Origin of the sequence: Aliirhizobium wenxiniae (assembly GCF_019511445.1) — a bacterium.
In the GTDB taxonomy this organism is placed as follows: domain Bacteria; phylum Pseudomonadota; class Alphaproteobacteria; order Rhizobiales; family Rhizobiaceae; genus Neorhizobium; species Neorhizobium wenxiniae_A.
The window spans coordinates 18,261-39,284 of record NZ_JAEUAN010000009.1 but is presented as its reverse complement, the minus strand read 5'-3'; the positions used below and the strand labels follow the sequence as shown (position 1 = coordinate 39,284).

Annotated in this window: 20 protein-coding genes and 3 riboswitches; of the genes, 14 read left to right on the top strand and 6 right to left on the bottom strand. The window is 59.4% G+C overall.

Annotated elements, in window-relative coordinates:
* Window positions 1-13: 13 nt before the first annotated feature.
* From ribB to JNB91_RS12680, 6 genes are all read right to left on the bottom strand, one after another.
* Entirely contained in the window at window positions 14-646 is a 633-nt protein-coding gene (gene ribB / locus JNB91_RS12705; protein ID WP_220325885.1) for a 3,4-dihydroxy-2-butanone-4-phosphate synthase, read from the bottom strand.
* Between the two features lie 112 nt (window positions 647-758).
* Window positions 759-905, bottom strand: a riboswitch (FMN riboswitch).
* Between the two features lie 98 nt (window positions 906-1,003).
* Window positions 1,004-1,813, bottom strand: coding sequence for a DeoR/GlpR family DNA-binding transcription regulator (locus tag JNB91_RS12700; protein ID WP_220325884.1), 810 nt, complete (start codon window positions 1,811-1,813; stop codon window positions 1,004-1,006).
* A gap of 94 nt (window positions 1,814-1,907) precedes the next feature.
* Entirely contained in the window at window positions 1,908-2,903 is a 996-nt protein-coding gene (locus tag JNB91_RS12695) for an ABC transporter permease (protein WP_223218170.1), read from the bottom strand.
* An 83-nt stretch (window positions 2,904-2,986) separates the two neighbouring features.
* Window positions 2,987-4,516: a sugar ABC transporter ATP-binding protein gene (locus JNB91_RS12690; RefSeq protein WP_220325882.1), complete on the bottom strand. Its 1,530-nt coding sequence runs from the start codon at window positions 4,514-4,516 to the stop codon at window positions 2,987-2,989.
* On the bottom strand, window positions 4,513-5,130 hold the full coding sequence (locus tag JNB91_RS12685) for a DUF2291 family protein (protein WP_220325881.1): 618 nt from the start codon (window positions 5,128-5,130) through the stop codon (window positions 4,513-4,515). Before JNB91_RS12685 ends, JNB91_RS12690 begins: the two co-directional genes overlap by 4 nt.
* Before the next feature lie 72 nt (window positions 5,131-5,202).
* Window positions 5,203-6,144, bottom strand: coding sequence for a D-ribose ABC transporter substrate-binding protein (locus JNB91_RS12680; RefSeq protein ID WP_220325880.1), 942 nt, complete (start codon window positions 6,142-6,144; stop codon window positions 5,203-5,205).
* Window positions 6,145-6,528: 384 nt separating this feature from the next.
* On the opposite strand from JNB91_RS12680, the gene JNB91_RS12675 reads away from it, so the two are divergent.
* The 14 genes from JNB91_RS12675 to nrdE all read left to right on the top strand — a co-directional run bounded on the left by JNB91_RS12675 (window position 6,529) and on the right by nrdE (window position 21,016).
* Entirely contained in the window at window positions 6,529-7,509 is a 981-nt protein-coding gene (locus JNB91_RS12675; RefSeq protein ID WP_220325879.1) for a sugar phosphate isomerase/epimerase family protein, read from the top strand.
* Window positions 7,510-7,577: 68 nt separating this feature from the next.
* Entirely contained in the window at window positions 7,578-8,399 is an 822-nt protein-coding gene (locus JNB91_RS12670; protein WP_430736272.1) for a transketolase, read from the top strand.
* Window positions 8,399-9,361, top strand: coding sequence for a transketolase family protein (locus tag JNB91_RS12665; RefSeq protein WP_220325878.1), 963 nt, complete (start codon window positions 8,399-8,401; stop codon window positions 9,359-9,361). The genes JNB91_RS12670 and JNB91_RS12665 overlap by 1 nt, the downstream gene beginning before the upstream one ends.
* Window positions 9,358-10,836: an FGGY-family carbohydrate kinase gene (locus JNB91_RS12660; protein WP_220325877.1), complete on the top strand. Its 1,479-nt coding sequence runs from the start codon at window positions 9,358-9,360 to the stop codon at window positions 10,834-10,836. Before JNB91_RS12665 ends, JNB91_RS12660 begins: the two co-directional genes overlap by 4 nt.
* A gap of 107 nt (window positions 10,837-10,943) precedes the next feature.
* Window positions 10,944-11,055, top strand: a riboswitch (TPP riboswitch).
* Window positions 11,056-11,151: 96 nt separating this feature from the next.
* A complete protein-coding gene (thiC, locus tag JNB91_RS12655; RefSeq protein WP_220325876.1) occupies window positions 11,152-12,975 on the top strand; it encodes a phosphomethylpyrimidine synthase ThiC in 1,824 nt (607 codons plus the stop codon).
* A complete protein-coding gene (gene thiO, locus JNB91_RS12650; protein WP_220325875.1) occupies window positions 12,975-13,961 on the top strand; it encodes a glycine oxidase ThiO in 987 nt (328 codons plus the stop codon). The genes thiC and thiO overlap by 1 nt, the downstream gene beginning before the upstream one ends.
* Complete coding sequence (gene thiS, locus JNB91_RS12645; RefSeq protein ID WP_220325874.1) at window positions 13,958-14,155, top strand: sulfur carrier protein ThiS; 198 nt, start codon at window positions 13,958-13,960, stop codon at window positions 14,153-14,155. Before thiO ends, thiS begins: the two co-directional genes overlap by 4 nt.
* A 3-nt stretch (window positions 14,156-14,158) precedes the next feature.
* Window positions 14,159-14,932: a thiazole synthase gene (locus JNB91_RS12640; protein ID WP_220325873.1), complete on the top strand. Its 774-nt coding sequence runs from the start codon at window positions 14,159-14,161 to the stop codon at window positions 14,930-14,932.
* Window positions 14,929-15,546 (top strand): thiamine phosphate synthase, encoded by a 618-nt coding sequence (locus JNB91_RS12635; RefSeq protein ID WP_220325872.1) that lies wholly within the window; start codon window positions 14,929-14,931, stop codon window positions 15,544-15,546. Before JNB91_RS12640 ends, JNB91_RS12635 begins: the two co-directional genes overlap by 4 nt.
* A gap of 196 nt (window positions 15,547-15,742) precedes the next feature.
* Window positions 15,743-16,579, top strand: a complete 837-nt coding sequence (locus JNB91_RS12630; RefSeq protein WP_220325871.1) for a glycerophosphodiester phosphodiesterase — start codon at window positions 15,743-15,745, stop codon at window positions 16,577-16,579.
* Complete coding sequence (locus tag JNB91_RS12625; protein ID WP_220325870.1) at window positions 16,576-17,385, top strand: inositol monophosphatase family protein; 810 nt, start codon at window positions 16,576-16,578, stop codon at window positions 17,383-17,385. The genes JNB91_RS12630 and JNB91_RS12625 overlap by 4 nt, the downstream gene beginning before the upstream one ends.
* 323 nt (window positions 17,386-17,708) lie before the next feature.
* Window positions 17,709-17,928, top strand: a riboswitch (cobalamin riboswitch).
* Window positions 17,929-18,179: 251 nt separating this feature from the next.
* On the top strand, window positions 18,180-18,401 hold the full coding sequence (gene nrdH / locus JNB91_RS12620) for a glutaredoxin-like protein NrdH (RefSeq protein ID WP_220325869.1): 222 nt from the start codon (window positions 18,180-18,182) through the stop codon (window positions 18,399-18,401).
* A 12-nt stretch (window positions 18,402-18,413) separates the two neighbouring features.
* On the top strand, window positions 18,414-18,821 hold the full coding sequence (gene nrdI, locus JNB91_RS12615) for a class Ib ribonucleoside-diphosphate reductase assembly flavoprotein NrdI (protein ID WP_220326052.1): 408 nt from the start codon (window positions 18,414-18,416) through the stop codon (window positions 18,819-18,821).
* Window positions 18,822-18,880: 59 nt separating this feature from the next.
* Entirely contained in the window at window positions 18,881-21,016 is a 2,136-nt protein-coding gene (gene nrdE / locus JNB91_RS12610; protein WP_346269318.1) for a class 1b ribonucleoside-diphosphate reductase subunit alpha, read from the top strand.
* The last annotated feature ends 8 nt before the right edge of the window (window positions 21,017-21,024 follow it).

Here is a 21,024-nt window from a genome sequence, read left to right as displayed (position 1 = left end):
TGCGCAGAGCCTGTCAGGCTGCGGCCAGCGCTCCGGTCTTCGCGTCGTTTAAATATCGAACGAGGTCCTCAATGGTGATGACAAGCAGGCCGTTCTGCTCGGCAAAGATCTCGAGATCGGGAAGCCGGGCCATGGTGCCGTCATCATTGGAGATCTCGCAGATGACGCCTGCCGGGGATTTTCCTGCCAATTTGCATAGATCGACTGCCGCTTCCGTGTGACCGGTGCGACCGAGAACGCCTTCCGGATTTGCCCGCAAGGGGAAGATATGGCCGGGGCGGGCAAAATCGGCAGGGCGGACGGTTGGGTCGACAAGCGCCTTGACGGTCGCGGCCCGGTCGGCGGCCGAAATGCCGGTCGTGGTGCCGGGAATGTAATCGACGGACACGGTGAAGGCGGTCTTCATCGATTCCGTATTGTTCGGCACCATGAGGGGCAGTTCGAGTTCGTCAATGCGATTGTGGTCCATGGCGATGCAGATCAGGCCACGGGCCTTGTTCATCATGAACGCGATCTTTTCGTTTGTCGCATCTTCCGCGGCAAAGATCAGATCGCCTTCGTTTTCGCGATCCTCGTCATCGACAACCACAACCATTTCCCCGCGGGAAAAAGCTTCGATTGCGTCTTCAATTCTGGAAATCGTCATTTCAAGTCTTTCAAGGGTTAAGCCGGTTAAGGCTGTTGCATCGGCTTATCACCGACAAAACTATCCCTTGGGCGAACAAGCGCCACGGGCAGCCCGGTCAAAGGCCGCCGCGGGTTGGTCTCTTCCATCCGGACTATAACCGTCGGCTCCGGCATCTCACCGGATCTGCTGACCTTCCTTTTTCAAGGAAGCGCTCGCGGGCTCCGGGGGAAACCCCGATACCGCCGGTGGGGAGTTACACCCCGCCCTGAGAACGGGCCAAGTTTATTTCAACAGACGCTTGAATTGCAACAGGTAAACGCGCTCGGAAAACTCCGATAGGGATGAAAATATTGCGCAGTCGCCGGAAGATGCGCTTTATTTTGCTATCAGAACCTCGATCCCGCGCTTCTCGAACTCTTTCGCATCCCGGTCGGAAATCCCGTCATCGGTGATGAAGGAATTGATCACGTCCAGCGATCCGAGGCGGGTGAAGGACGAGCGGTTGATCTTGGTGCTATCAGCGACGAGATAGACATGCGCCGCGGCCTTGATCATCGCTTCCTTGAGCTGCAAGTCGGCAAAGCTCGGATAGGTGAGGCCCGCATCGAGCGCCACGCCGGCAGTGGCGAGAAACAGTTTTCCGGCGAAGATGTTGCGGAAATACTCGACCGACTTGTCGCCCGAGAGCGACAGCGTCGGCGATTTGAACTGCCCGCCCGGCATATGCACCGCAAAGGTCGGCACCGAGCCTAAGATAATGGCGATGTTCAGCGCGTTGGTGATCAGGGTCAGGTCGCGCCGGTTGGTCAGCCGGGTTGCGATTTCCGTCGTCGTTGTGCCCGCGTCGAGGATCAGCGTCTCGCCGTCCTTGACCAGGCTTGCGGCAAGCGCGCCGATGCGGCGCTTCTTGTCCATGTTCTCCTGATGGTGGAGCGTCATCGTGCCGGTTGCGGGGGCTGCGGTGTTGAGATAGGCGCCGCCATGTTCGCGGGTGATGAAGCCTTCGCTTTCCAGCCGCTCAAGGTCCTGCCTGATCGTCGCTTCCGACACGCGGAAGGCGCCGGCGAGATCTCTCACCCGCGCCGACCCTTCTTCCTGAAGCCATTCGAGGATACGGCGTCGTCTCGGCTCGGACAGCAGGCCGATCATCGACTCCGAAGCATCCTGCTCTTCTTTCGCTTCCATTCCGGCCTGCCTAAATCCTTGAACCGCAAACAATCGAAACTATTCGACTCTCTTTTATGGGATCATTACAGGAACAGCCTTGCGCTTTAAATCCTCAATTCGCGTTCTGCTGTAGCACGACACGGGCCTGCAGCTTCTGCTGCACCTGATCGACGACCACGGCGGCTATGATGACGAGGCCTTTGATCACGGTCTGCCAGAAGGACGAAACGCCCATCATGATCAGTCCGTCCGCAAGAATGCCGATCACGAATGCGCCGACAATGGTGCCGGCGATGCGGCCGCGTCCACCGGACATGGATGTACCGCCCAGGACCGCTGCGGCAATGGCATTGAGTTCAAATGTCTCGCCGGTCGCCGGATGGCTGGCCTGCAGCTGTGACGAGATGATCAGGCCGACGAGTGCCGCGCAAAGCCCGGAAAACATGTAGACGAACAGTTTGGTGCGGTCGACATTGACACCGGAGAGTGCAGCCCCGCGCTCGTTGCCGCCGACGGCATAGATATGCCGGCCAAGCGGCGTGCGCGTCGCGAGATAGGCGGCTCCCAATGCGACCACGACCATGATCCAGACGGAGACGGGCAGGCCGAGGAATGTGCCGGAGCCAATGACCCGGAACGTGTCCGAACCGTATTCCGGATTGCCCGAAAGATTCGGAAAGGTCCGGCCTTCGGAGAAGAGAAGTGCCGAGCCGCGGGCGACATAGAGGATGCCGAGCGTCGCGATGAAGGGCGCGACATTCAGCTTTGTTATCAGCATCCCGTTTATCCAGCCTATGAATATGCCGACGACGAGCACGATGAGGCAGATCTCGATCGTGTTGAACTGGACGCTGTAGGCGACACCGACAAAGCCGAGATCGATGCCGTAGAGAACCAGATATCCTGCCACCATGGCGCACAGCCCGACGATCGAGCCGACCGAAAGATCGATGCCGCCGGCGATGATGACGAATGTCATGCCGATCGCCAGGATGGCGTTCAGCGCCACATGCTTGGAGATGATCAGCATGTTGCCTGTCGTCAGGAAGTTCGGTGCCGCGATGGCGAAGAAGGTGAAGACCAGGATCAGCGCCACGAAGGTGCGCATGTGCAGAAGCAGCAGAAGCGCCGATGTTCTGGATTTGTGACCGCCGATTACGGTCTTGGCGTTGCCCGAGGCGTCGATGCTGCTCATTGTGTTTCAACCCTGTTCAGATTTGGGGTTGCCGCGGAAATGACCTCCGCAGCGCTCGCGCCGGCCGGGAATTGCCCGGTCAGCCGTCCATTCGCCATGACGAGTACGCGATCGGAAAGGGCGAGAACTTCTTCCAGATCGGATGTTACGAAGAGAATGCCGAGGCCATCGGCGGCAAGCCGGCGCATGGTGCGAAAGATCTCCGCCTTGGCGCCGATATCGATGCCGCGTGACGGTTCGTCCATCAGCAGGATTTTCGGCTTTGTCATCAGCGCCTTGCCGATGACGACTTTCTGCTGGTTGCCGCCGGAAAGGCTGGAGACCGGGTGTTCGAGGCTGGCGATCTTGATCGCCATGCGCTTGACGAATTCCGCCGCTTTGGCGGCTTCGGCCTTCAGCGACAGGTGAAAGCCGCGGGTGAAATCATAAAGCGACGACATGGTCAGGTTTTCGCGGATCGTCATGATCTGCACGAGACCGTCACGCTTGCGATCTTCCGGGATCAGCGCCAGACCGCGGCGGATGCGGCCGGACACACTTTTCTCCTTCACCGGCTTGCCGCCGATGAAAATCTGGCCCGAGGAATTCGGGTGCTGCGCCATGATGCATTCGAGAAGCTCCGAACGGCCTGCGCCCATCAGGCCATAAAGCCCGACTATCTCGCCCTCGCGGACGGAAAGCGACATGTGATCGACGGCATAACCGCCGGCCGGGCTCGGAAGGCAGACGTTATCGACGCGGAAGACTTCCTGGCCGAGTTCGTGGTCGCCGGTCTTCGGAAATTCCTTCGAGGCGCTGCCGATCATGTTGGCGACGATCCAGGGAATATCGACTCCCTGCATCGAACGCGATCCGGTGATCGCGCCGTCGCGCAGAACGGTGATATAGTCGCCGATGCGGATCAGCTCTTCCAGCCGGTGGGAAATATAGACGATGCCGACGCCCTGTTTCCTCAGGTCGTTGATCACTCGGAACAGCACTTCCACCTCTGCTGCCGAAAGCGCCGAGGTCGGTTCGTCGAGGATCAGGATCCGTGCATTTTCGGCCAGAGCCTTGGCAATCTCGACGATCTGCTGCTGGCCGATCCGCAGGTTTCCAAGCGGCGTATCCGGGTCGATATTCTGTTCGAGACGCTTCATCAGCGCTGCGGCAGCCGATCTCTGCGCCTGGCTGTCGATATGGATTCCGGCGCGCGTCTTTTCGTGACCGACGAAGATGTTTTCCGCGACGGTGAGGTTGGGGAACAGGTTGAGTTCCTGAAACACGATGCCGACGCCATGTTTTGCGGCATCCGTCTTGTCGGCAAAGACGACCTGCTGGCCGTCTATTTCGATCGTGCCGCCGTTCAGCTGCTCGACGCCGGCGATGATCTTCATCAGCGTCGATTTTCCGGCGCCGTTTTCACCGACGAGAACGTTGACCGCCCCCATGCGCAGGTCGAAATCGACATTCTTCAGTGCCTGGGTGCCGGGATAGATTTTTGAGCCGTTGCGGATCGAAAGGCCGATGGGATTTGCTTCCGTCATGGCGCGACCTCGATCGAGACCGGCGTGATCAGCGGTTTTTCGCTGGCCGAGCGGATGACCACCGCACCGACGAAATCCACTTTCTTGCCCTTCAGCTCGGTATCGGCAGCGGGAAGCTTGGAGACGGCCTTGTCGTTCAGTGCGCGCCCCAGTTTCGCGTATTCGATCTGGTCACGGAATGTAGAGAAATCATAAAGGTTGGTGGTGTCGCGCAAGGCGCTGCCCTTGACGACCGGGCCGAGCTGGAGCGTCGCGTCGGCCTTTCCGTCGCCATCGACGTCGATTTCGGCAACGCCGGCCTTGGTGCTGGCGCGAGTATCTTCCAGGACGGTGGCTGTGCCCTTGACCGGGAAATTCCAGCCGCCGCCGGCGCCACCGACGCGAGTGCCATAGCTTTCGCCCGCCTTGTCGAGGCTGCCCTTGATCGCATTTTGCAGCGTCGCAAGATCGACTGCCTTTTCAGTCAGGGCCGGAACGAGCTTGGCGTCGAATGTCGTCTCGACGGACTCGGCGATGGGATCGGCAGCAGCTTCGCCATCGCCGGTTTTCACCAGTTTGCAGCCGGAAACGGACGCGGCAAGAAGGCTTGCCACAAACAGGGTCGTGATCTTCATGGGTACCCGCACTTCTTTTAAAGCAAGAGGCACCCGGGGCCGCCTGTGGCGCCCCGGGTGGCGATGGCGGTCTTATGGCTTCAGCGCGAAGGTCTCGAGCTTTTCGGCATTGTCAGCATTGATAAGAATGCAATCCATCAGCTGCTTTTCATCGAGGCCGGTCGAGCCGGTCTTGATGAACTTGTCCGCCTGTTCGACGGCATTCTGTGCCTGCTGGTAGGCCGGCTGGAGAACGGTTGCCTTGATGCCGCCCTTCTTGATCGAGTCGCGGACGTCGTTGGAACCGTCGAAGCCGACGACGATCACATCCTTGCGGCCGGCGGCTTCAAGTGCCGCATAGGCGCCCATGGCCATCGTATCGTTACCCGAGATCACGCCCTTGATATCCGGGTGTGCCTGCAGCATCGATTCCATAACGGTATAGGCTTCGGTCTGCGACCAGTTGGCCGTCTGCTTGGCAACCAGCTTCATCTCCGAATACTGGTCGATGACATCGTGATAGCCCTGCGAGCGAATGCCGGCATTGGTGTCGGATTCCTTGCCGAGCAGTTCGGCATAATTGCCCTTTTCGCCCATCAGCTTGACGAATTCTTCCGCTCCGAGCTGGGCGCCCTGGTAGTTGTTGGAGACGATCTGAGAAACGGCGACGCCGGTCGTGGTGATTTCGCGGTCGATCAGGAACGAGGGAATGCCCTTGTCCTTGGCCTTCTGTACGGCGGCAACGGAAGCATCCGCGCCGGCATTGTCGAGAATGATGGCCTTCACGCCGGCTGCAATGGCGCTGTCGAAGAGTTCGCTCTGCTTGTTGGCATCATCGTCGTGAACCAGAACCATGGTCGCATAACCCAGTTCCTTCGCTTTTGCTGCAGCACCATCGGCTTCAGCCTTGAAGAACGGATTGGAATGGCTCGGCGTGATGATCGCGATCGTATCGGCCGCAAGTGCGGTGCCTGACATGGCGCCGGCAATGCCGAGTGCGACGACGGACATCAAAAGACGTTTCGTAAGCTGCATGATTACCTCCCGTTGAAAAAAAAAGACCACCCTCCCGTGGCGTCTGTGGCAAACTATCGATCACTTTCGTTTAATGTCAATATGTTTTTGATGTCTGCGCTTTTGTGTGGCGATCACATGGTGTTATTCTCGCTTATGTTGCAGTGCGGCATGTTTTTTGCGCATTTCGCAGGCTGAGGTGCCAATAAAGCGCTTGAATGTTATGCCGACGTGTGTCAACTAATGTCCAAACGAAAGAGATCGAAAGTAATCAAAAGTCTTTTGTTGGGTTTTGATCCGGTCTGATGCCCATCCTGAGGAGGGATGGGCTGCTTTGGCGCTGAGGATGCGCAAAGCCACGCCGCAAGCCGACAATGACGACACGGAATAATCGGAGGAAGCATCATGACTGAACAACGTTTCGGCGCCGGGATCTGGCATTTCGCAACCTATCTCGACCGTTACGCGACGGATGGTTACGGCACGCCGCGCAGCGTCATCGAGGCGATCGATCTGGCCGGCCAGGTCAAGGATCTGTCGGTTGTCGATATCAACTATCCCTTCTTCGGCGGCGACTTTTCCAATGCGCAGGTCAAAGAGGCGCTCGATCGCAACAAGCTCGGCGTCATCGGCATCACGCCGGAAATCTACACGCGCGAATTCGTCAAGGGCTCCTTCACCAATCCGGATGCGGGCGTGCGTCGCCGCACCCATGAACTGGTGACCGAGGCCTGCGATCAGGTCCGTTATTTCGGCGCCGATTACGTCAAGCTGTGGCCGGGCCAGGATGGCTGGGATTATCCGTTCCAGGTCGATTACGGCACGCTGTGGAAGCACTCGCTCGATGGCGTCGGCCAGCTCGCCAGCGAAAACCCGGATCTGAAATTCGTCATCGAATACAAGCCGCGCGAGCCGCGGGTGCGGATGAGTTTTGGCTCGGTTGCCCGCACGCTTCTCGGTATCGAGAAGATCGGTCTGCCGAATGTCGGCATCCTGCTCGATTTCGGCCACGCCATCATGGGCGGTGAATCGGCAGCCGACGGTGCCCAGCTGGCTATCGATTATGGCCGTCTGTTCGGCATGGACGTCAACGACAACTACCGCTCTTGGGACGACGATCTGGTCGCCGGCAGCCTGCATCCGATCGAACTCTTCGAGTTCTTCTATGTTCTGCGGAAGAACAAGTGGGAAGGCGTGTGGCAGCTCGACCAGTTCCCGTTCCGTGAAGACAGCGTCGCAACCGCCAATCACGCGATCGATTTCCTCAAAGCTGCCGACAAGGGGCTCGATGCGCTCGATGTCGACGCATTGAAGGAAGCGCAGAGCCGCCACGACGCGATCGGCGCGTTGAAGATCGCGCAGAAGGCCCTGTTCGGCGCCATGTAGGCGCCGCTTGCGGCAACAGTCAGGTCCGGCCCAGTCCGGCCCAGTCCGGCAATGAAAGGCCAATACCCATGTTGAAGAATGACCTCGTCGATACCATTCGCGAGAAAGCATTGTGGATGCGCCGCAGGGCTTTCACGATGGTCCATGATGCCCAGCTCGGACATCCCGGCGGCGATTTTTCGGCGATCGACATCATCGCGACGCTCTATTTCGGCGTGATGCGGTATGACCCGAAAAAGCCGGATATGCCGGAGCGGGATCGCTTCATCATGTCGAAGGGCCACGCAACGGGCGCGCTTTACACCGCCCTTTGCGCTGCCGGCTATTATCCGGAAGAATGGCTGAAGACCTATATGCAGCCGCAGTCGAAGCTGAACGGCCATCCGAACCGCAACTATCTTCCCGGCGTGGAAACCAATACCGGACCGCTCGGCCATGGCCTGCCGGTGGCGCTCGGTATCGCGATCGCCGGGCAGCTGACCGGCAGCGACTACCGCACCTTCGTGCTGACCGGCGACGGAGAGTTGCAGGAAGGCTCGAACTGGGAAGCGGCGATGAGTGCGGGCAATCGCAAGCTCGGCAAGTTTACTCTCATCGTCGACCGCAACCGGCTGCAGCAGGGCATGGGAACGGAAGAGACCAACGGTCTCGATCCGCTTGACGACAAGTTCCGCGCCTTCGGCTGGGATGTCGAAGTGATTGACGGGCATGATGTCGGCGCGCTCGTCAACGCTCTGTCCGAACCGCCGGGCGGCCGTTCGAAACCGCTCTGCATCATTGCCAATACGATCAAGGGCAAGGGCGTCTCGTTCATGGAAAACAAGGCGTCCTGGCACCATGGCGTGCCGAATGCCGAGCAATATAATACCGCCATGGAGGAACTGGTCTGATGGCTGCACCCGCTGCAAAACAGCAAGGTTTTTACGATTGTCGCGATGCCTGGGCACGCACGATCGAGGAGCTTGCCGAAAACGATCCGCGCATCGTCGCCGTCGTCAATGACTCCGTCGGCTCCTCCAAGCTCGGCGGCTTCCAGAAGAAGTTCCCGGATCGACTGGTCAATGTCGGCATTGCCGAACAGAACATGGTGGGCGTCGGCGCCGGTCTTGCCAATGGCGGCCGCATCCCCTTCGTCTCGGCGGCATCCTGCTTCCTGACCGGCCGTGCGCTCGAACAGGTCAAGGCCGATATCGCCTATGCCGGATTCAACGTGAAGCTTGTCGGTCAATCGTCCGGCGTCGCCTATGGCGAGCTCGGGCCGACACACCATTCGATCGAGGATTTCGCCTGGTTGCGACCGTTGAGCAATATCAAGGTCGTGGTTCCGGCCGATAGCTGGGAAACGGCAGAAGCGGTCAAATGGGCGGCGGCATATGAAGGCCCGGTCTATATCAGGCTGAGTCGTATGCCGGTACCGGATCTTGTGGTTGAAAACCGGAAATTCCAGCCCGGCAAGGCAGAAACCGTCCGCAAGGGTGATGACGTGACGATCATTGCCTGCGGCACAATGGTGCATCTGGCCGTCCAGGCGGCAGTCGAACTCGAAGCCGAGGGCATTTCCGCCCGTGTCCTCAACATGGCGACCATTTCGCCGCTCGACGAGGCTGCGATTTCCGCCGCCGCCAGCGAGACGGGGGCGATCGTCACGGTCGAGGAAGCCAATATTCACGGCGGTCTCGGCGGCGCGGTTGCTGAACACACTTCGGCCAATCTTCCGGTGCCGATCGAGCGGATGGGCTTTCCGGGCTTCGTGCCGACCGGCTCGGTCGAATGGCTATTCGATCACTTTGGCCTGACGGCCACCGGGATCGCCAGATCCGCACGCAAGGCGATCGGGCGCAAGCGGGGATGAGTGAAGCCGGGAGGGGAGAATTCATCATTGCCGTTGACCAGGGAACGACCAATACCAAGGCGATCCTGGTCAATTCGGCGGGGGAGGTCGTCGCCAAGGCCTCTGCTCCCCTGACATCCAGCTATCCTCACCCCGGTTGGGCGGAGCAATCGGCCGAGGATATCTGGGCGACGGTGCAGGCGGTGATCGCCGAGATTGTCGGCAAGGCCGGTGCCGGGATTGCCGGGCTTGCGATCGCAAACCAGCGCGAGACGCTGGTCGTCTGGAATGCCGAAACGGGCAAGGCCATCGCACCGGCCATACTTTGGCAGTGCCGCCGCACGGCAAGGGCCTGCGAGGCGCTGATTGCCGAAGGTCATGATCCTGTTGTGGTCGAGGCGACCGGGCTTTCCATCAATGCGCTTTTTCCCGCTTCCAAACTCGCCTGGGTGATGGAGAACGTGGCCGAGGCGAAGGCGCTCGCCGCACAAGGTCTGCTTCGTGCAGGCACGGTCGATAGCTGGCTGCTCTACAAGCTGACGGGCGGAAAGGAATTCGCCACCGACCATTCTAATGCATCGCGCACGCAGCTGTTCAATACCGGCTCGTTGACATGGGACGAAGGTCTTTGCGACCTTTTCGGCGTTCCGGTTACAGCCCTGCCCGAAGTGTGCCTGTCGGACAGCCGGTTCGGCGAGGTGGCCGAGGGCGCGACGGCACTCGATGCCGGTGTTCCGATCCTTGCGATGATGGGGGACAGCCATGCAGCGCTTTACGGTCATCGCGTCCGTGCGCCGGGTCTGGTCAAGGCAACATACGGAACCGGTTCGTCGCTGATGACGCTGACGCCCGGACGGGTGTTGTCGAAAAACGGTCTCTCCAGCACGATCGCCTGGAGCGACCGGAACGGCGTGGCTTACGCGCTGGAAGGCAATATTACCGTTTCGGCGCAGGCCGCCGCCTTTGCCGCCGAGATGCTCGGCCTGCCGGATGCAAAGGCGCTCTCCGCTCTTGCCCAGACCGTTCCGGATTCGGCTGGCGTTGTCTTCGTCCCGGCTCTTGCGGGATTGGGTGCACCGCATTGGAACGACAATGTCTCGGGCACGATTTCCGGCATGACGCTGGCGACGACCCGCGCTCATCTGGCGCGCGCCACGCTCGATGCCATCGTGCTGCAGATATCGGATGTTTTCGTCGCCATGGAAAAGGATCTCGGGGCAAGGCTCGACGGCTTGCTGGCCGATGGCGGCGCATCGTCCAACGATTTTCTGATGCAGTTGCAGGCCGACATTCTCGATCGCCCGGTGGCGCGGAGTGGTCAGGCGGAGGTCGGTGCGATCGGCGTTGCGATGATGGCGCTGACGAGCCTGTATGGAGAGAAATCGGGTGCCGACGAGACCCGAAGCGAGTTTCAACCGCATGCCGATGCAGCCGCCTGGCGTCAGGGGGCGAGATGCGGCTGGCAGTCGTTGCTCACACAGCTGACCGCGCATTGAGGTTTGCAGAAAATCGTAGTTTTCCGAGTAAAAACAGAGCGTTTCGCCATGCAATTCAAAACGCATCATTGCCACTTGACCGAGTAATCCGGCTGTCATAGCCTCAACGCATTCACCAGGGGTGTCCCGGCAAGGGGCTGAGATTCTGCTATCGCGCGCAGTGACCCGTTGAACCTGATCCAGTTCATACTGGCGTAGGGACGGTGCAAAACGCTGCGATAATTGTAAATCCGTAACCCGGATTCCGTGATCAGCGTTCTTCCATCTTTCCGGCTCTAGGACTGGGTCTCCAACCTTGAAACTTGGAGCCTCACGATGAATATTGCCGCCAAAAATCATAGCCCGACCGTTACCTCGGGCGCATTTCCGGCGTCTCGAAAAATCCATCTCGAAGGACGAGAATATCCCGATCTCCGCGTGCCGATGCGCGAGATTGCGCTTCACCCGACATCCGGCGAGCCGCCGGTCCTGGTCTATGACAGTTCCGGGCCTTATACCGATCCTGCCCATATCGTCGCGATCGACCAGGGACTTCCGCGCCTGCGCGAAAACTGGGTTCTTTCTCGCGGCGATGTCGCCCGATACGAGGGCCGCCACGTCAAGCCGGAGGACAACGGCTTTGCCACCGGCGAGCGGCTGACGCCGGAATTTCCCATTCGCAACATGCCATTCAAGGCCAATGCCGGTCGCGCGGTTACCCAGCTAGCCTATGCGCGTGCGGGAATCATTACGCCCGAGATGGAATTCATCGCCATCCGCGAAAACATCGGCCGGCAGGCGGCAAAGGAGGCGCTGTCGCGGGACGGCGAGAGTTTTGGCGCGCATATCCCGGATTACATTACGCCGGAATTCGTCCGCCGCGAAGTGGCCGAAGGCCGCGCCGTCATCCCGGCCAATATCAATCATCCCGAAAGCGAACCGATGATCATCGGTCGCAATTTTCTGGTCAAGATCAACGCCAATATCGGCAATTCCGCCGTCACCTCCTCCATGGCGGAAGAGGTGGAAAAAATGGTCTGGGCGATCCGCTGGGGCGCCGATACGGTCATGGATCTGTCGACCGGCCGCAACATCCACAATATCCGTGAATGGATCATCCGCAATTCGCCAGTGCCGATCGGCACGGTGCCGCTCTATCAGGCGCTGGAAAAGGTCAACGGCATTGCCGAGGATCTCACCTGGGAGGTTTATCGCGATACGCTGATAGAACAGGCGGAACAGGGCGTCGATTATTTCACCATCCATGCCGGCGTGCGGCTTTCCTATATCCACCTCACCGTCAACCGCGTAACCGGCATCGTCTCGCGCGGCGGCTCGATCATGGCCAAGTGGTGTCTGCATCATCACCGCGAGAGCTTTCTCTACGAACATTTCGATGAGATCTGCGACATCGCCCGCGCCTATGATGTGACCTTTTCTCTGGGCGATGGATTGCGCCCCGGCTCGATCGCCGACGCCAATGATGCCGCCCAGTTCGCCGAACTGGAGACGCTGGGGGAGCTCACGAAAATCGCCTGGGAAAAGGATTGCCAGGTGATGATCGAGGGGCCGGGCCATGTGCCGATGCACAAGATCAAGGAGAATATGGACAAGCAGCTGAAGACCTGCGGCGAGGCGCCATTCTATACGCTCGGCCCGCTCACCACCGATATCGCCCCCGGTTACGACCATATTACTTCGGCGATAGGTGCGGCGATGATCGGCTGGTTCGGCACGGCCATGCTGTGTTACGTCACGCCGAAAGAGCATCTGGGCCTTCCCGATCGCGACGACGTGAAAACCGGTGTCATCACCTACAAGATTGCCGCCCATGCCGCCGATCTGGCAAAAGGGCATCCGGGTGCGCAGATGCGCGACGACGCCCTGTCTCGCGCGCGTTTCGAGTTCCGCTGGGAAGACCAGTTCAACCTTTCGCTCGACCCGGACACAGCGCGCAGTTTCCACGATGAAACCCTGCCCAAGGATGCGCACAAGGTGGCGCATTTCTGCTCCATGTGCGGCCCGAAATTCTGCTCGATGCGGATTTCGCACGATATCCGCGCCGAGGCGCAGAAGGAGGGGCTGGAGGCGATGGCAGCGAAATATCGCGATGGCGGCGATCTCTACATGCCGCTGGCTGATGTGAAGGGAGAAGCCTGATGTCTCTCTTTCTCGTCAAGGGGGCCGGCGTGGCCGGTCTCTCCGTTGCCTATGAGCTGCTCCGGCGCGGCGAAGATGTCGATATCGTCGATTATCAGGACACGATCGGGCAGGGGGCGTCGTTTTTTGCCGGTGGCATGCTGGCGCCCTATTGCGAGCGCGAGGCGGCGGAAGACATCGTGTTGACGCTTGGCCTCGATGCCGCCGACTGGTGGGATCGGGCAGTGCCGGGCGCGGTTGTCCGCAATGGCACGCTGGTGGTGGCGCAGCCGCGCGATCTGGCCGATCTCACCCGTTTTGCATCCCGCACAAACGGTCATGCCTGGCTCGGTCGAAACGAGATTGCCGATCTCGAACCCTCGCTTTCCGGCCGCTTCGACAAGGCGCTGTTTTTCGAAAACGAGGCGCATCTCGATCCGCGCCGGGCGTTGACCGGCCTCGCCAAGGCGATCCGCAATCTCGGCGGCTTGTTCCATCTGGGCTGGGGGCCGCCGCCGAAAAAGAACTATACCGCCGTTCTCGATTGCACCGGACCGGCGGCCATTCCGCATATCCCCGGTCTTCGCGGCGTGCGCGGCGAAATGCTTTATCTCGAAACCGGAGAGGTGTCGCTGTCGCGCCCGGTGAGGATGCTGCACCCGCGCCACCCGATCTATGTCGTGCCGCGTGACGACAATCGTTTCATGGTCGGCGCCACGATGATCGAGACCGATGACGACGGACCGATTTCGGCGCGCTCGCTGATGGAACTCTTGAACGCGGCCTATGCGCTGCATCCGGCTTTCGGCGAGGCGCGTGTGGTGGAAACCGGCGTCGGCATCCGCCCGGCCTTCGACGACAATGTTCCGCGCGTGGTGGAAACAGGGGAGGGGCTGGCGATTGCCGGCATGCATCGCCACGGTTTTCTGCTGGCGCCAGCCATGGCGAAAAAGGCTGCCGGCCGGTTCTCCAACGGTTTTGCGCTTCAGGAAGGAATGACCGCATGAATTTTGTCGTCAACGGCGAAGCCCTGGCGCTTGAAGCCACAACGCTTGCGGATCTGCTTCTCGCCCTGGAATACGAGGGCGAATGGCTGGCGACCGCCATCAACGGCGATCTCGTCCACCGCGAGGATCGTGCAGAGACCCATCTGGAAGAGGGGGACCGGATCGAAATCCTTTCGCCCATGCAGGGAGGCTGAATCATGCTGAAACTCTACGATACGGAATTGTCTTCGCGTCTGTTGCTCGGCACGGCCCGTTATCCTTCTCCGGCCGTGCTTTCAGAAGCAGTCAAACGTTCCGGCGCGGGTATTGTCACGGTTTCGCTTCGCCGTGAAACTTCGGGCAGCAGGACAGGCGGCGCGTTTTTCGAGCTGATCCGCCAACTCGGTGTGCGCATCCTGCCTAATACTGCCGGATGCCACAGCGCATCGGAGGCGGTTCTCACGGCAAAAATGGCGCGTGAAGTGTTCGGTACCAACTGGATCAAGCTCGAGGTTATCGGCCATCACGACAGCTTGCAGCCGGATGTGTTCGAGCTGGTGGAGGCCGCGCGTATTCTCACCAACGAAGGCTTCGACGTTTTCCCCTACACGACGGACGATCTGATTGTTGGCGAAAAACTGCTGGCCGCAGGCTGCCGGGTGCTGATGCCCTGGTGCGCGCCGATCGGCTCGGCAGCGGGGCCGCGTAACCCATCGGCGCTTGTCGCCATGCGTGCGGCTTTTCCGGATATCCCGCTGATCGTCGATGCCGGTCTTGGTCGGCCGTCGCACGCGGCCGTGGTGATGGAACTTGGCTACGATGCCGTGCTGCTCAATACGGCCGTTGCCAGTGCCGGCGATCCGCCGGCCATGGGCGAAGCCTTTGCTAAGGCGATCGATGCGGGTCGGCTCGCTTATCTCGCCGGCATGCTTGAGCCGCGGGAGATGGCCGTGCCCTCGACACCGGTCATCGGAAAGGCGGTGTTTTCGTGAGGCTCGACCCTTTCTACCTCATCGTCGATAATGCCGAGTGGATCGAGAGACTGGTGCCGCTTGGTGTCAAACTCGTGCAACTGCGCGTCAAGGACAAGCCGGACAGTGTGTTGCGGCAGGAAATCCGCCGGTCGAGGGCGATCTGCTTCGCCTATGGCTGCCAATTGATCGTCAACGATTACTGGAAGCTCGCGATCGACGAGGGGTGTGATTTCATCCATCTCGGGCAAGAGGACCTTGGCGATGCCGATCTCGGCGCGATCCGCCGGTCGGCCTTAAAACTCGGCATATCGACCCATGATATTGCCGAGCTTGATATGGCCTTGGCTGTCGCGCCTGACTATGTTGCGCTCGGCCCGGTCTGGCCGACCATCCTGAAAAAGATGAAATGGCAGCCGCAGGGTGTCGATCGCGTGGGAGACTGGAAACGGCGGATCGGCACTCTCCCCCTCGTCGCCATCGGCGGCATATCCGCGGAACGGGCTTCGCTGGTTCTCGAACAGGGAGCGACATCTGCGGCCGTCGTCACCGATATCGTGCTGCATGAAAACCCTGAGGCGCGGACGCGGCAATGGCTGGCTGTGACCGAGCCATGGCGTCGCGGCGCGGTGTAAGGCCTTAGGCGTCAGGCTCTGTCATGAAAGCGTTATGAGAGATCACTAGAACCGCGACCGATCGGTTCGCCTGTGCACGGCTGTGCAGGGGCCGGTCGGCATCGCTCCGGTTGAAACGCAATCGGAGCGATTGAAACAATTTCACGCATGCCCTCGCAACCCGTTGCAGCAGCCTGCAGATTTACCGGAGTTTACCGTGACCGCTCCAATCCTGATCGAGCGCAATGGCCATCGCACATGGCTCAAATGGCATCGCGGACGTTGCCGTTTGTCCGATCCGGTCTTTACACGCGACCGTATCGTTGAGGCCATGCGCCTTGGCGCCAGTGTCGAAGTCGATCTCGTCGTTCATGCCGATAACGGCTGTGTGGTGCTGCACGATCTGGAGCTCGATCGCGAAACGACGGGCCGTGGAAAGGTGCGTGATACCGGTGCTGCCGCACTTCGGCAGCTTCATCTTCGTGACAATGAAGGGCAGCCCGTCACCGATCGGGTATTGCTTCTAGAGGATCTCTGCGCACTTCTCGCGAACGAGAAGCTCCATCCGGACGCGCTGCTTCAACTCGATTTCAAAGAGGATCTGGAGGCGCTCACTCCGCAACTCATTGCCAATTTTGGTGCAGGCGTTGCCCCGATCAGGTCCTCTCTGATCCTGTCCGGGGGTGATTTCGACGCCATCGCCACGCTGGCCAAGGCGGCTCCCGGTATAGCAACCGGCTATGACCCTTGCTACGGAGAGAGCCTCGCCCGACTGCAGGCGACGGGTGATTATCGCAGCTTCATCGCGCAGGCGCTTGTGACCGCGCCGGACGCCAAGATGATCTATCTCGCTTACGATATCGTGCTGGCCGCCGCGGATGCGGGGATCGATATCGTCGCTCCGATTCACGCTGCAGGTCGTCGCGTCGATGCCTGGACGATCAACCACATCAATCCGCAAACCATCGCGCAGGTCGAGCGCCTGCTTGCCCTCAAGGTCGATCAGATCACGACAGATGACCCGGAAGGGTTAGTCGGGGCTATTCGTCAATGACCATCAATTACACTGCCATTCTCGATCACATGGTCGCGACTGCTCGGGAGGCAGGCGCCCTGACGCTCGATCATTTCAAACGTTTTCGCGATATCGAGATCGGCATCAAGGGGCCGGGTGATTTCGTCTCGGATGCCGACCGGGAATCGGAAATGCTGATCCGCGATCGCTTGCTTTCCCGTTATCCCTGGGGCCTCACCGGTGAGGAATTTGCGCCTGTGGATGGCAAGGATAGCGATCACCACTGGCTGGTCGATCCAATCGATGGCACGACCAATTTCATCTACGGCCAGCACTATACGATCACGATTTCGCTGCGTCGCGGCAATGAGACAATCTGCGGATTGGTCTATAACCCCGTTTCCGATGAGATGTTCACCGCGATGAAAGGGGAAGGAGCCTATCTCAACGGCACGCGGCTGCGAGTCAGCGCGAGTGAGGACATTGCCCTGATGTGCATCGGCACCGGCCTGCCCACTCCCAATCTTTCGCTCTATCCGGGTGCCTATCAACGGCTGGATGACATCCGCGCGCCGATCGGTGCTGTCCGCGTTCTCGGCAGTGCGGCCAACTCCTGCGCCCATGTCGCCTGCGGCAGGCTCACCGGTTATTACGAGGAAACCGGTTTTGTGGATACGGCTGCGGGCATTCTGCTTGTCCAGGAAGCCGGCGGCATCGTGACGGACTGGTGGGGGCGCGGACCGGACGTCTATGAAAAGACCGGCACGCTGATCGTCGCCAATGCCGCGACCCATGCCTATCTGATCGAGCGGCTGCGTGCAGTGCCGCGCAAGGATGCTGCCTGAGCTTTTGTCGCTGCGATATTCGGGATGGCTTGCGGATTTCGCGACGAAACCGGTTTCTCTTCGCTACAGCATGTCTCCCGAAAGTGGGCGACGGTTTCGAAAAAAAACATGCGCAAAAACGAAGATCTAAAGCATGGCAAGCGAATCTCAAAGATCGCGACGTGCTTTAGAAGATCGCCCGTACTTGAATGACGATGCCAATTTAAGGCGCTGCCGTGCGACCCAACAAAACGTTGCGGCGAGTTATCCACATGCCGGGGATTTATTCGGCAACTTCCCTCAACATATCCATCCCAGCCGTTGACGGATTTTTCGTGTCGTCTACTATATATAGTGTTCGAGGTTCTTCCGATTCGCGTCGGAAGCTAAGACGGGAATACGGTGCGCAAGGCCCATGAAAGGCCATGCAACGCCGGAGCTGCCCCCGCAACTGTGAGCGACGAGCATCCGCTCGGTAACCACTGAGGCCTAAAAGACCTCGGGAAGGTGAGATGGATGCGACGACCCGCGAGCCAGGAGACCTGCCTCAAACGAAAACGTCCACGGGCGGGGTGTCCGGAAGGTCGCGTTTGCGTGCGGGATGTTTCCGTGCGTGCGCTTCCCCGAACAGTCCGCATGAGCCACTTCGGGGTGAAGTCTTATGAGTTTGAGTATCCTGTACCGTCGTCAGTACGAATGACGGGCCGTTAGCGGCCCGGCGACCGTCTGCGTCTGCCTTCATTTCCTATTTCTTTGCCCGGACATCGGCGGATGTCCGAACGCTTTCGCACGCCTGTTTTTCACGAGGACCACCGATGACAATTACCGTCTACAGCAAGCCCGCCTGCGTCCAATGCACTGCAACCACCCGCGCTCTCGATCGTCAGGGGATCGATTACAGTGTCATCGATGTTTCGACCGATGCCGAGGCGTACGAACTCGTGCAGGGCCTCGGCTATCGTCAGGTGCCTGTTGTCATCGCCGGTGAACAGCATTGGGCCGGTTTTCGCCCGGACATGATCAGCGCACTCGCCTGATCCGTAATGGTGATCGGCGAGGTCGTCTATTTTTCCACGAAATCGGAAAACACCCACCGGTTCGTGGCAAAGCTGGGCGTGACCGCCCGGCGCATACCGATCAGCAGCGATGAGGCGCTTGAGGCGCCAAATCCCTTTGTCCTGATCGTTCCGACCTATGGCGGCGGCGAACACAAGGGCGCCGTTCCCAAACAGGTCATCCGCTTCCTCAATGAGGCGGAAAACAGATCCAACATTCGCGGCGTCATTGCCGCGGGCAATACCAATTTCGGCGCAGCCTATTGCATCGCCGGGGATATCATTTCCGCCAAGTGCCAGGTGCCTTTTCTCTACAAGTTCGAGCTTCTGGGCACGCGGGAAGATGTCTATAACGTCAGACACGGATTGGAACGATTTTGGACGCGACAAGCAACTCTGTAATACGCAATGCAGGCGAAAAGCCGCTTCACACTTCGTCTCATCCGGCTGGAGATAAACCGGTGACCACGGCAAAGTCGGCCGAAACCGGACTGGATTACCACGCCCTCAACGCGATGCTGAACCTTTACGACGAGCAGGGGAAAATCCAGCTTGATCGCGACCGACAGGCAGCGAAGCAGTATTTTCTCCAGCATGTGAACCAGAACACGGTGTTCTTCCATAACCTGCGGGAAAAGCTCGATTATCTGGTGACCGAGGGCTATTATGAGCAGGAGGTGCTGGATCAGTATTCGTTCAATTTCGTGCGTGACCTGTTCGACCACGCCTACGACAAGAAGTTTCGTTTCCCGACCTTTCTCGGCGCGTTCAAATATTACACATCCTATACGCTGAAGACGTTTGACGGGAAACGTTATCTCGAGCGTTACGAAGACCGTATCTGCATGGTGGCGCTGGCGCTCGCACAGGGCAATGAAGCGCTTGCCAGGGATATGGTCGACGAGATCATTTCCGGCCGTTTCCAGCCGGCAACGCCGACTTTCCTCAATGCAGGCAAAAAGCAGCGCGGCGAACTGGTGTCCTGCTTCCTGCTGCGCATCGAAGACAATATGGAAAGCATCGCGCGCGGCATCAATTCGGCGCTGCAGCTTTCCAAGCGCGGCGGCGGCGTGGCGCTGTCGCTCACCAATCTGCGTGAGGCCGGGGCGCCGATCAAGCAGATCGAGAACCAGTCTTCCGGCGTTGTCCCGGTGATGAAGCTGCTGGAGGATTCTTTCTCCTATGCCAACCAGCTTGGTGCGCGTCAGGGAGCAGGGGCCGTCTATCTCAACGCCCACCATCCCGACATCATGCGTTTTCTCGATACCAAGCGCGAAAATGCCGACGAAAAGATCCGCATCAAGACGCTGTCGCTCGGTGTCGTCGTGCCGGATATCACCTTCGAACTCGCGAAAAACAACGAGGACATGTACCTGTTCTCGCCCTATGACGTCGAGCGCGTCTATGGCGTTGCCTTCAGCGAGATTTCCGTCACGGAAAAATACGAGGAGATGGTCGCCGACAGCCGGATCAGGAAGAAGAAGATCAAGGCGCGCGAATTCTTCCAGGTGATCGCCGAAATCCAGTTCGAGAGCGGTTATCCCTACATCATGTTCGAGGACACGGTGAACAAGGCGAACCCGATTGCCGGTCGCATCACCATGAGCAATCTGTGCTCCGAAATCCTCCAGGTCAGCGATGCCAGCACCTATGGCGCGGACCTTTCCTACGAGCACATGGGCAAGGACATTTCCTGCAATCTCGGTTCGCTCAATATTGCCAATACGATGGATTCGTCCGACTTCGGCAAAACGATCGAGACCTCGATCCGGGCACTGACAGCGGTCTCCGACATGAGCAACATCACGTCCGTGCCCTCCGTCGCCAAGGGCAATGCCGACAGCCACGCCATCGGGCTCGGGCAGATGAACCTGCACGGTTATCTCGCCCGCGAGCGGATCTTCTACGGATCGGAAGAGGGCGTCGATTTCACCAACATGTATTTCTACACGGTGACCTATCACGCCATCCGCGCCTCAAACCGGATTGCCGTTGAACGTGCCCGGAGCTTCAAGGGGTTCGAGAACTCGAAATATGCCAGCGGCGAGTATTTCGACAAATATACCGAACAGGAATGGAAACCCGCGACCGAGCGCGTGGCCGAACTGTTCGAACAGGCCGGTATCCATATCCCGACACAGGACGATTGGCTGGAGCTGAAGGCTGCCGTCATGGAAGGCGGGCTTTATAACCAGAACCTGCAGGCCGTGCCGCCTACCGGGTCGATTTCCTACATCAACCACTCTACCTCCTCGATCCACCCGATCGTGTCCAAGATCGAGATCCGCAAGGAAGGCAAGATCGGCCGCGTCTATTATCCGGCTGCCTTCATGACCAACGACAATCTCGACTATTACCAGGATGCCTACGAGATCGGTCCTGAAAAGATCATCGATACCTATGCGGCGGCTACCCAGCATGTCGACCAGGGCCTGTCGCTGACGCTGTTCTTCCGCGATACCGCAACGACCCGCGACATCAATAAAGCGCAGATCTACGCGTGGAAAAAAGGCATCAAGACCATCTATTACATCCGCCTTCGCCAGATGGCGCTGACCGGCACGGAAGTGCAAGGCTGCGTATCGTGTGCGCTCTAATTCCGGTG

Excerpts from the sequence above, each read along its gene's own strand:
- ribB (WP_220325885.1), bottom strand. The coding sequence starts at position 646 with ATGACGATTTCCAGAATTGAAGACGCAATCGAAGCTTTTTCCCGCGGG.
- JNB91_RS12700 (WP_220325884.1), bottom strand. The coding sequence starts at position 1,813 with ATGGAAGCGAAAGAAGAGCAGGATGCTTCGGAGTCGATGATCGGCCTG.
- JNB91_RS12695 (WP_223218170.1), bottom strand. The coding sequence starts at position 2,903 with ATGCGCACCTTCGTGGCGCTGATCCTGGTCTTCACCTTCTTCGCCATC.
- JNB91_RS12690 (WP_220325882.1), bottom strand. The coding sequence starts at position 4,516 with ATGACGGAAGCAAATCCCATCGGCCTTTCGATCCGCAACGGCTCAAAA.
- JNB91_RS12685 (WP_220325881.1), bottom strand. The coding sequence starts at position 5,130 with ATGAAGATCACGACCCTGTTTGTGGCAAGCCTTCTTGCCGCGTCCGTT.
- JNB91_RS12680 (WP_220325880.1), bottom strand. The coding sequence starts at position 6,144 with ATGCAGCTTACGAAACGTCTTTTGATGTCCGTCGTCGCACTCGGCATT.
- JNB91_RS12675 (WP_220325879.1), top strand. The coding sequence starts at position 6,529 with ATGACTGAACAACGTTTCGGCGCCGGGATCTGGCATTTCGCAACCTAT.
- JNB91_RS12670 (WP_430736272.1), top strand. The coding sequence starts at position 7,578 with ATGTTGAAGAATGACCTCGTCGATACCATTCGCGAGAAAGCATTGTGG.
- JNB91_RS12665 (WP_220325878.1), top strand. The coding sequence starts at position 8,399 with ATGGCTGCACCCGCTGCAAAACAGCAAGGTTTTTACGATTGTCGCGAT.
- JNB91_RS12660 (WP_220325877.1), top strand. The coding sequence starts at position 9,358 with ATGAGTGAAGCCGGGAGGGGAGAATTCATCATTGCCGTTGACCAGGGA.
- thiC (WP_220325876.1), top strand. The coding sequence starts at position 11,152 with ATGAATATTGCCGCCAAAAATCATAGCCCGACCGTTACCTCGGGCGCA.
- thiO (WP_220325875.1), top strand. The coding sequence starts at position 12,975 with ATGTCTCTCTTTCTCGTCAAGGGGGCCGGCGTGGCCGGTCTCTCCGTT.
- thiS (WP_220325874.1), top strand. The coding sequence starts at position 13,958 with ATGAATTTTGTCGTCAACGGCGAAGCCCTGGCGCTTGAAGCCACAACG.
- JNB91_RS12640 (WP_220325873.1), top strand. The coding sequence starts at position 14,159 with ATGCTGAAACTCTACGATACGGAATTGTCTTCGCGTCTGTTGCTCGGC.
- JNB91_RS12625 (WP_220325870.1), top strand. The coding sequence starts at position 16,576 with ATGACCATCAATTACACTGCCATTCTCGATCACATGGTCGCGACTGCT.
- nrdH (WP_220325869.1), top strand. The coding sequence starts at position 18,180 with ATGACAATTACCGTCTACAGCAAGCCCGCCTGCGTCCAATGCACTGCA.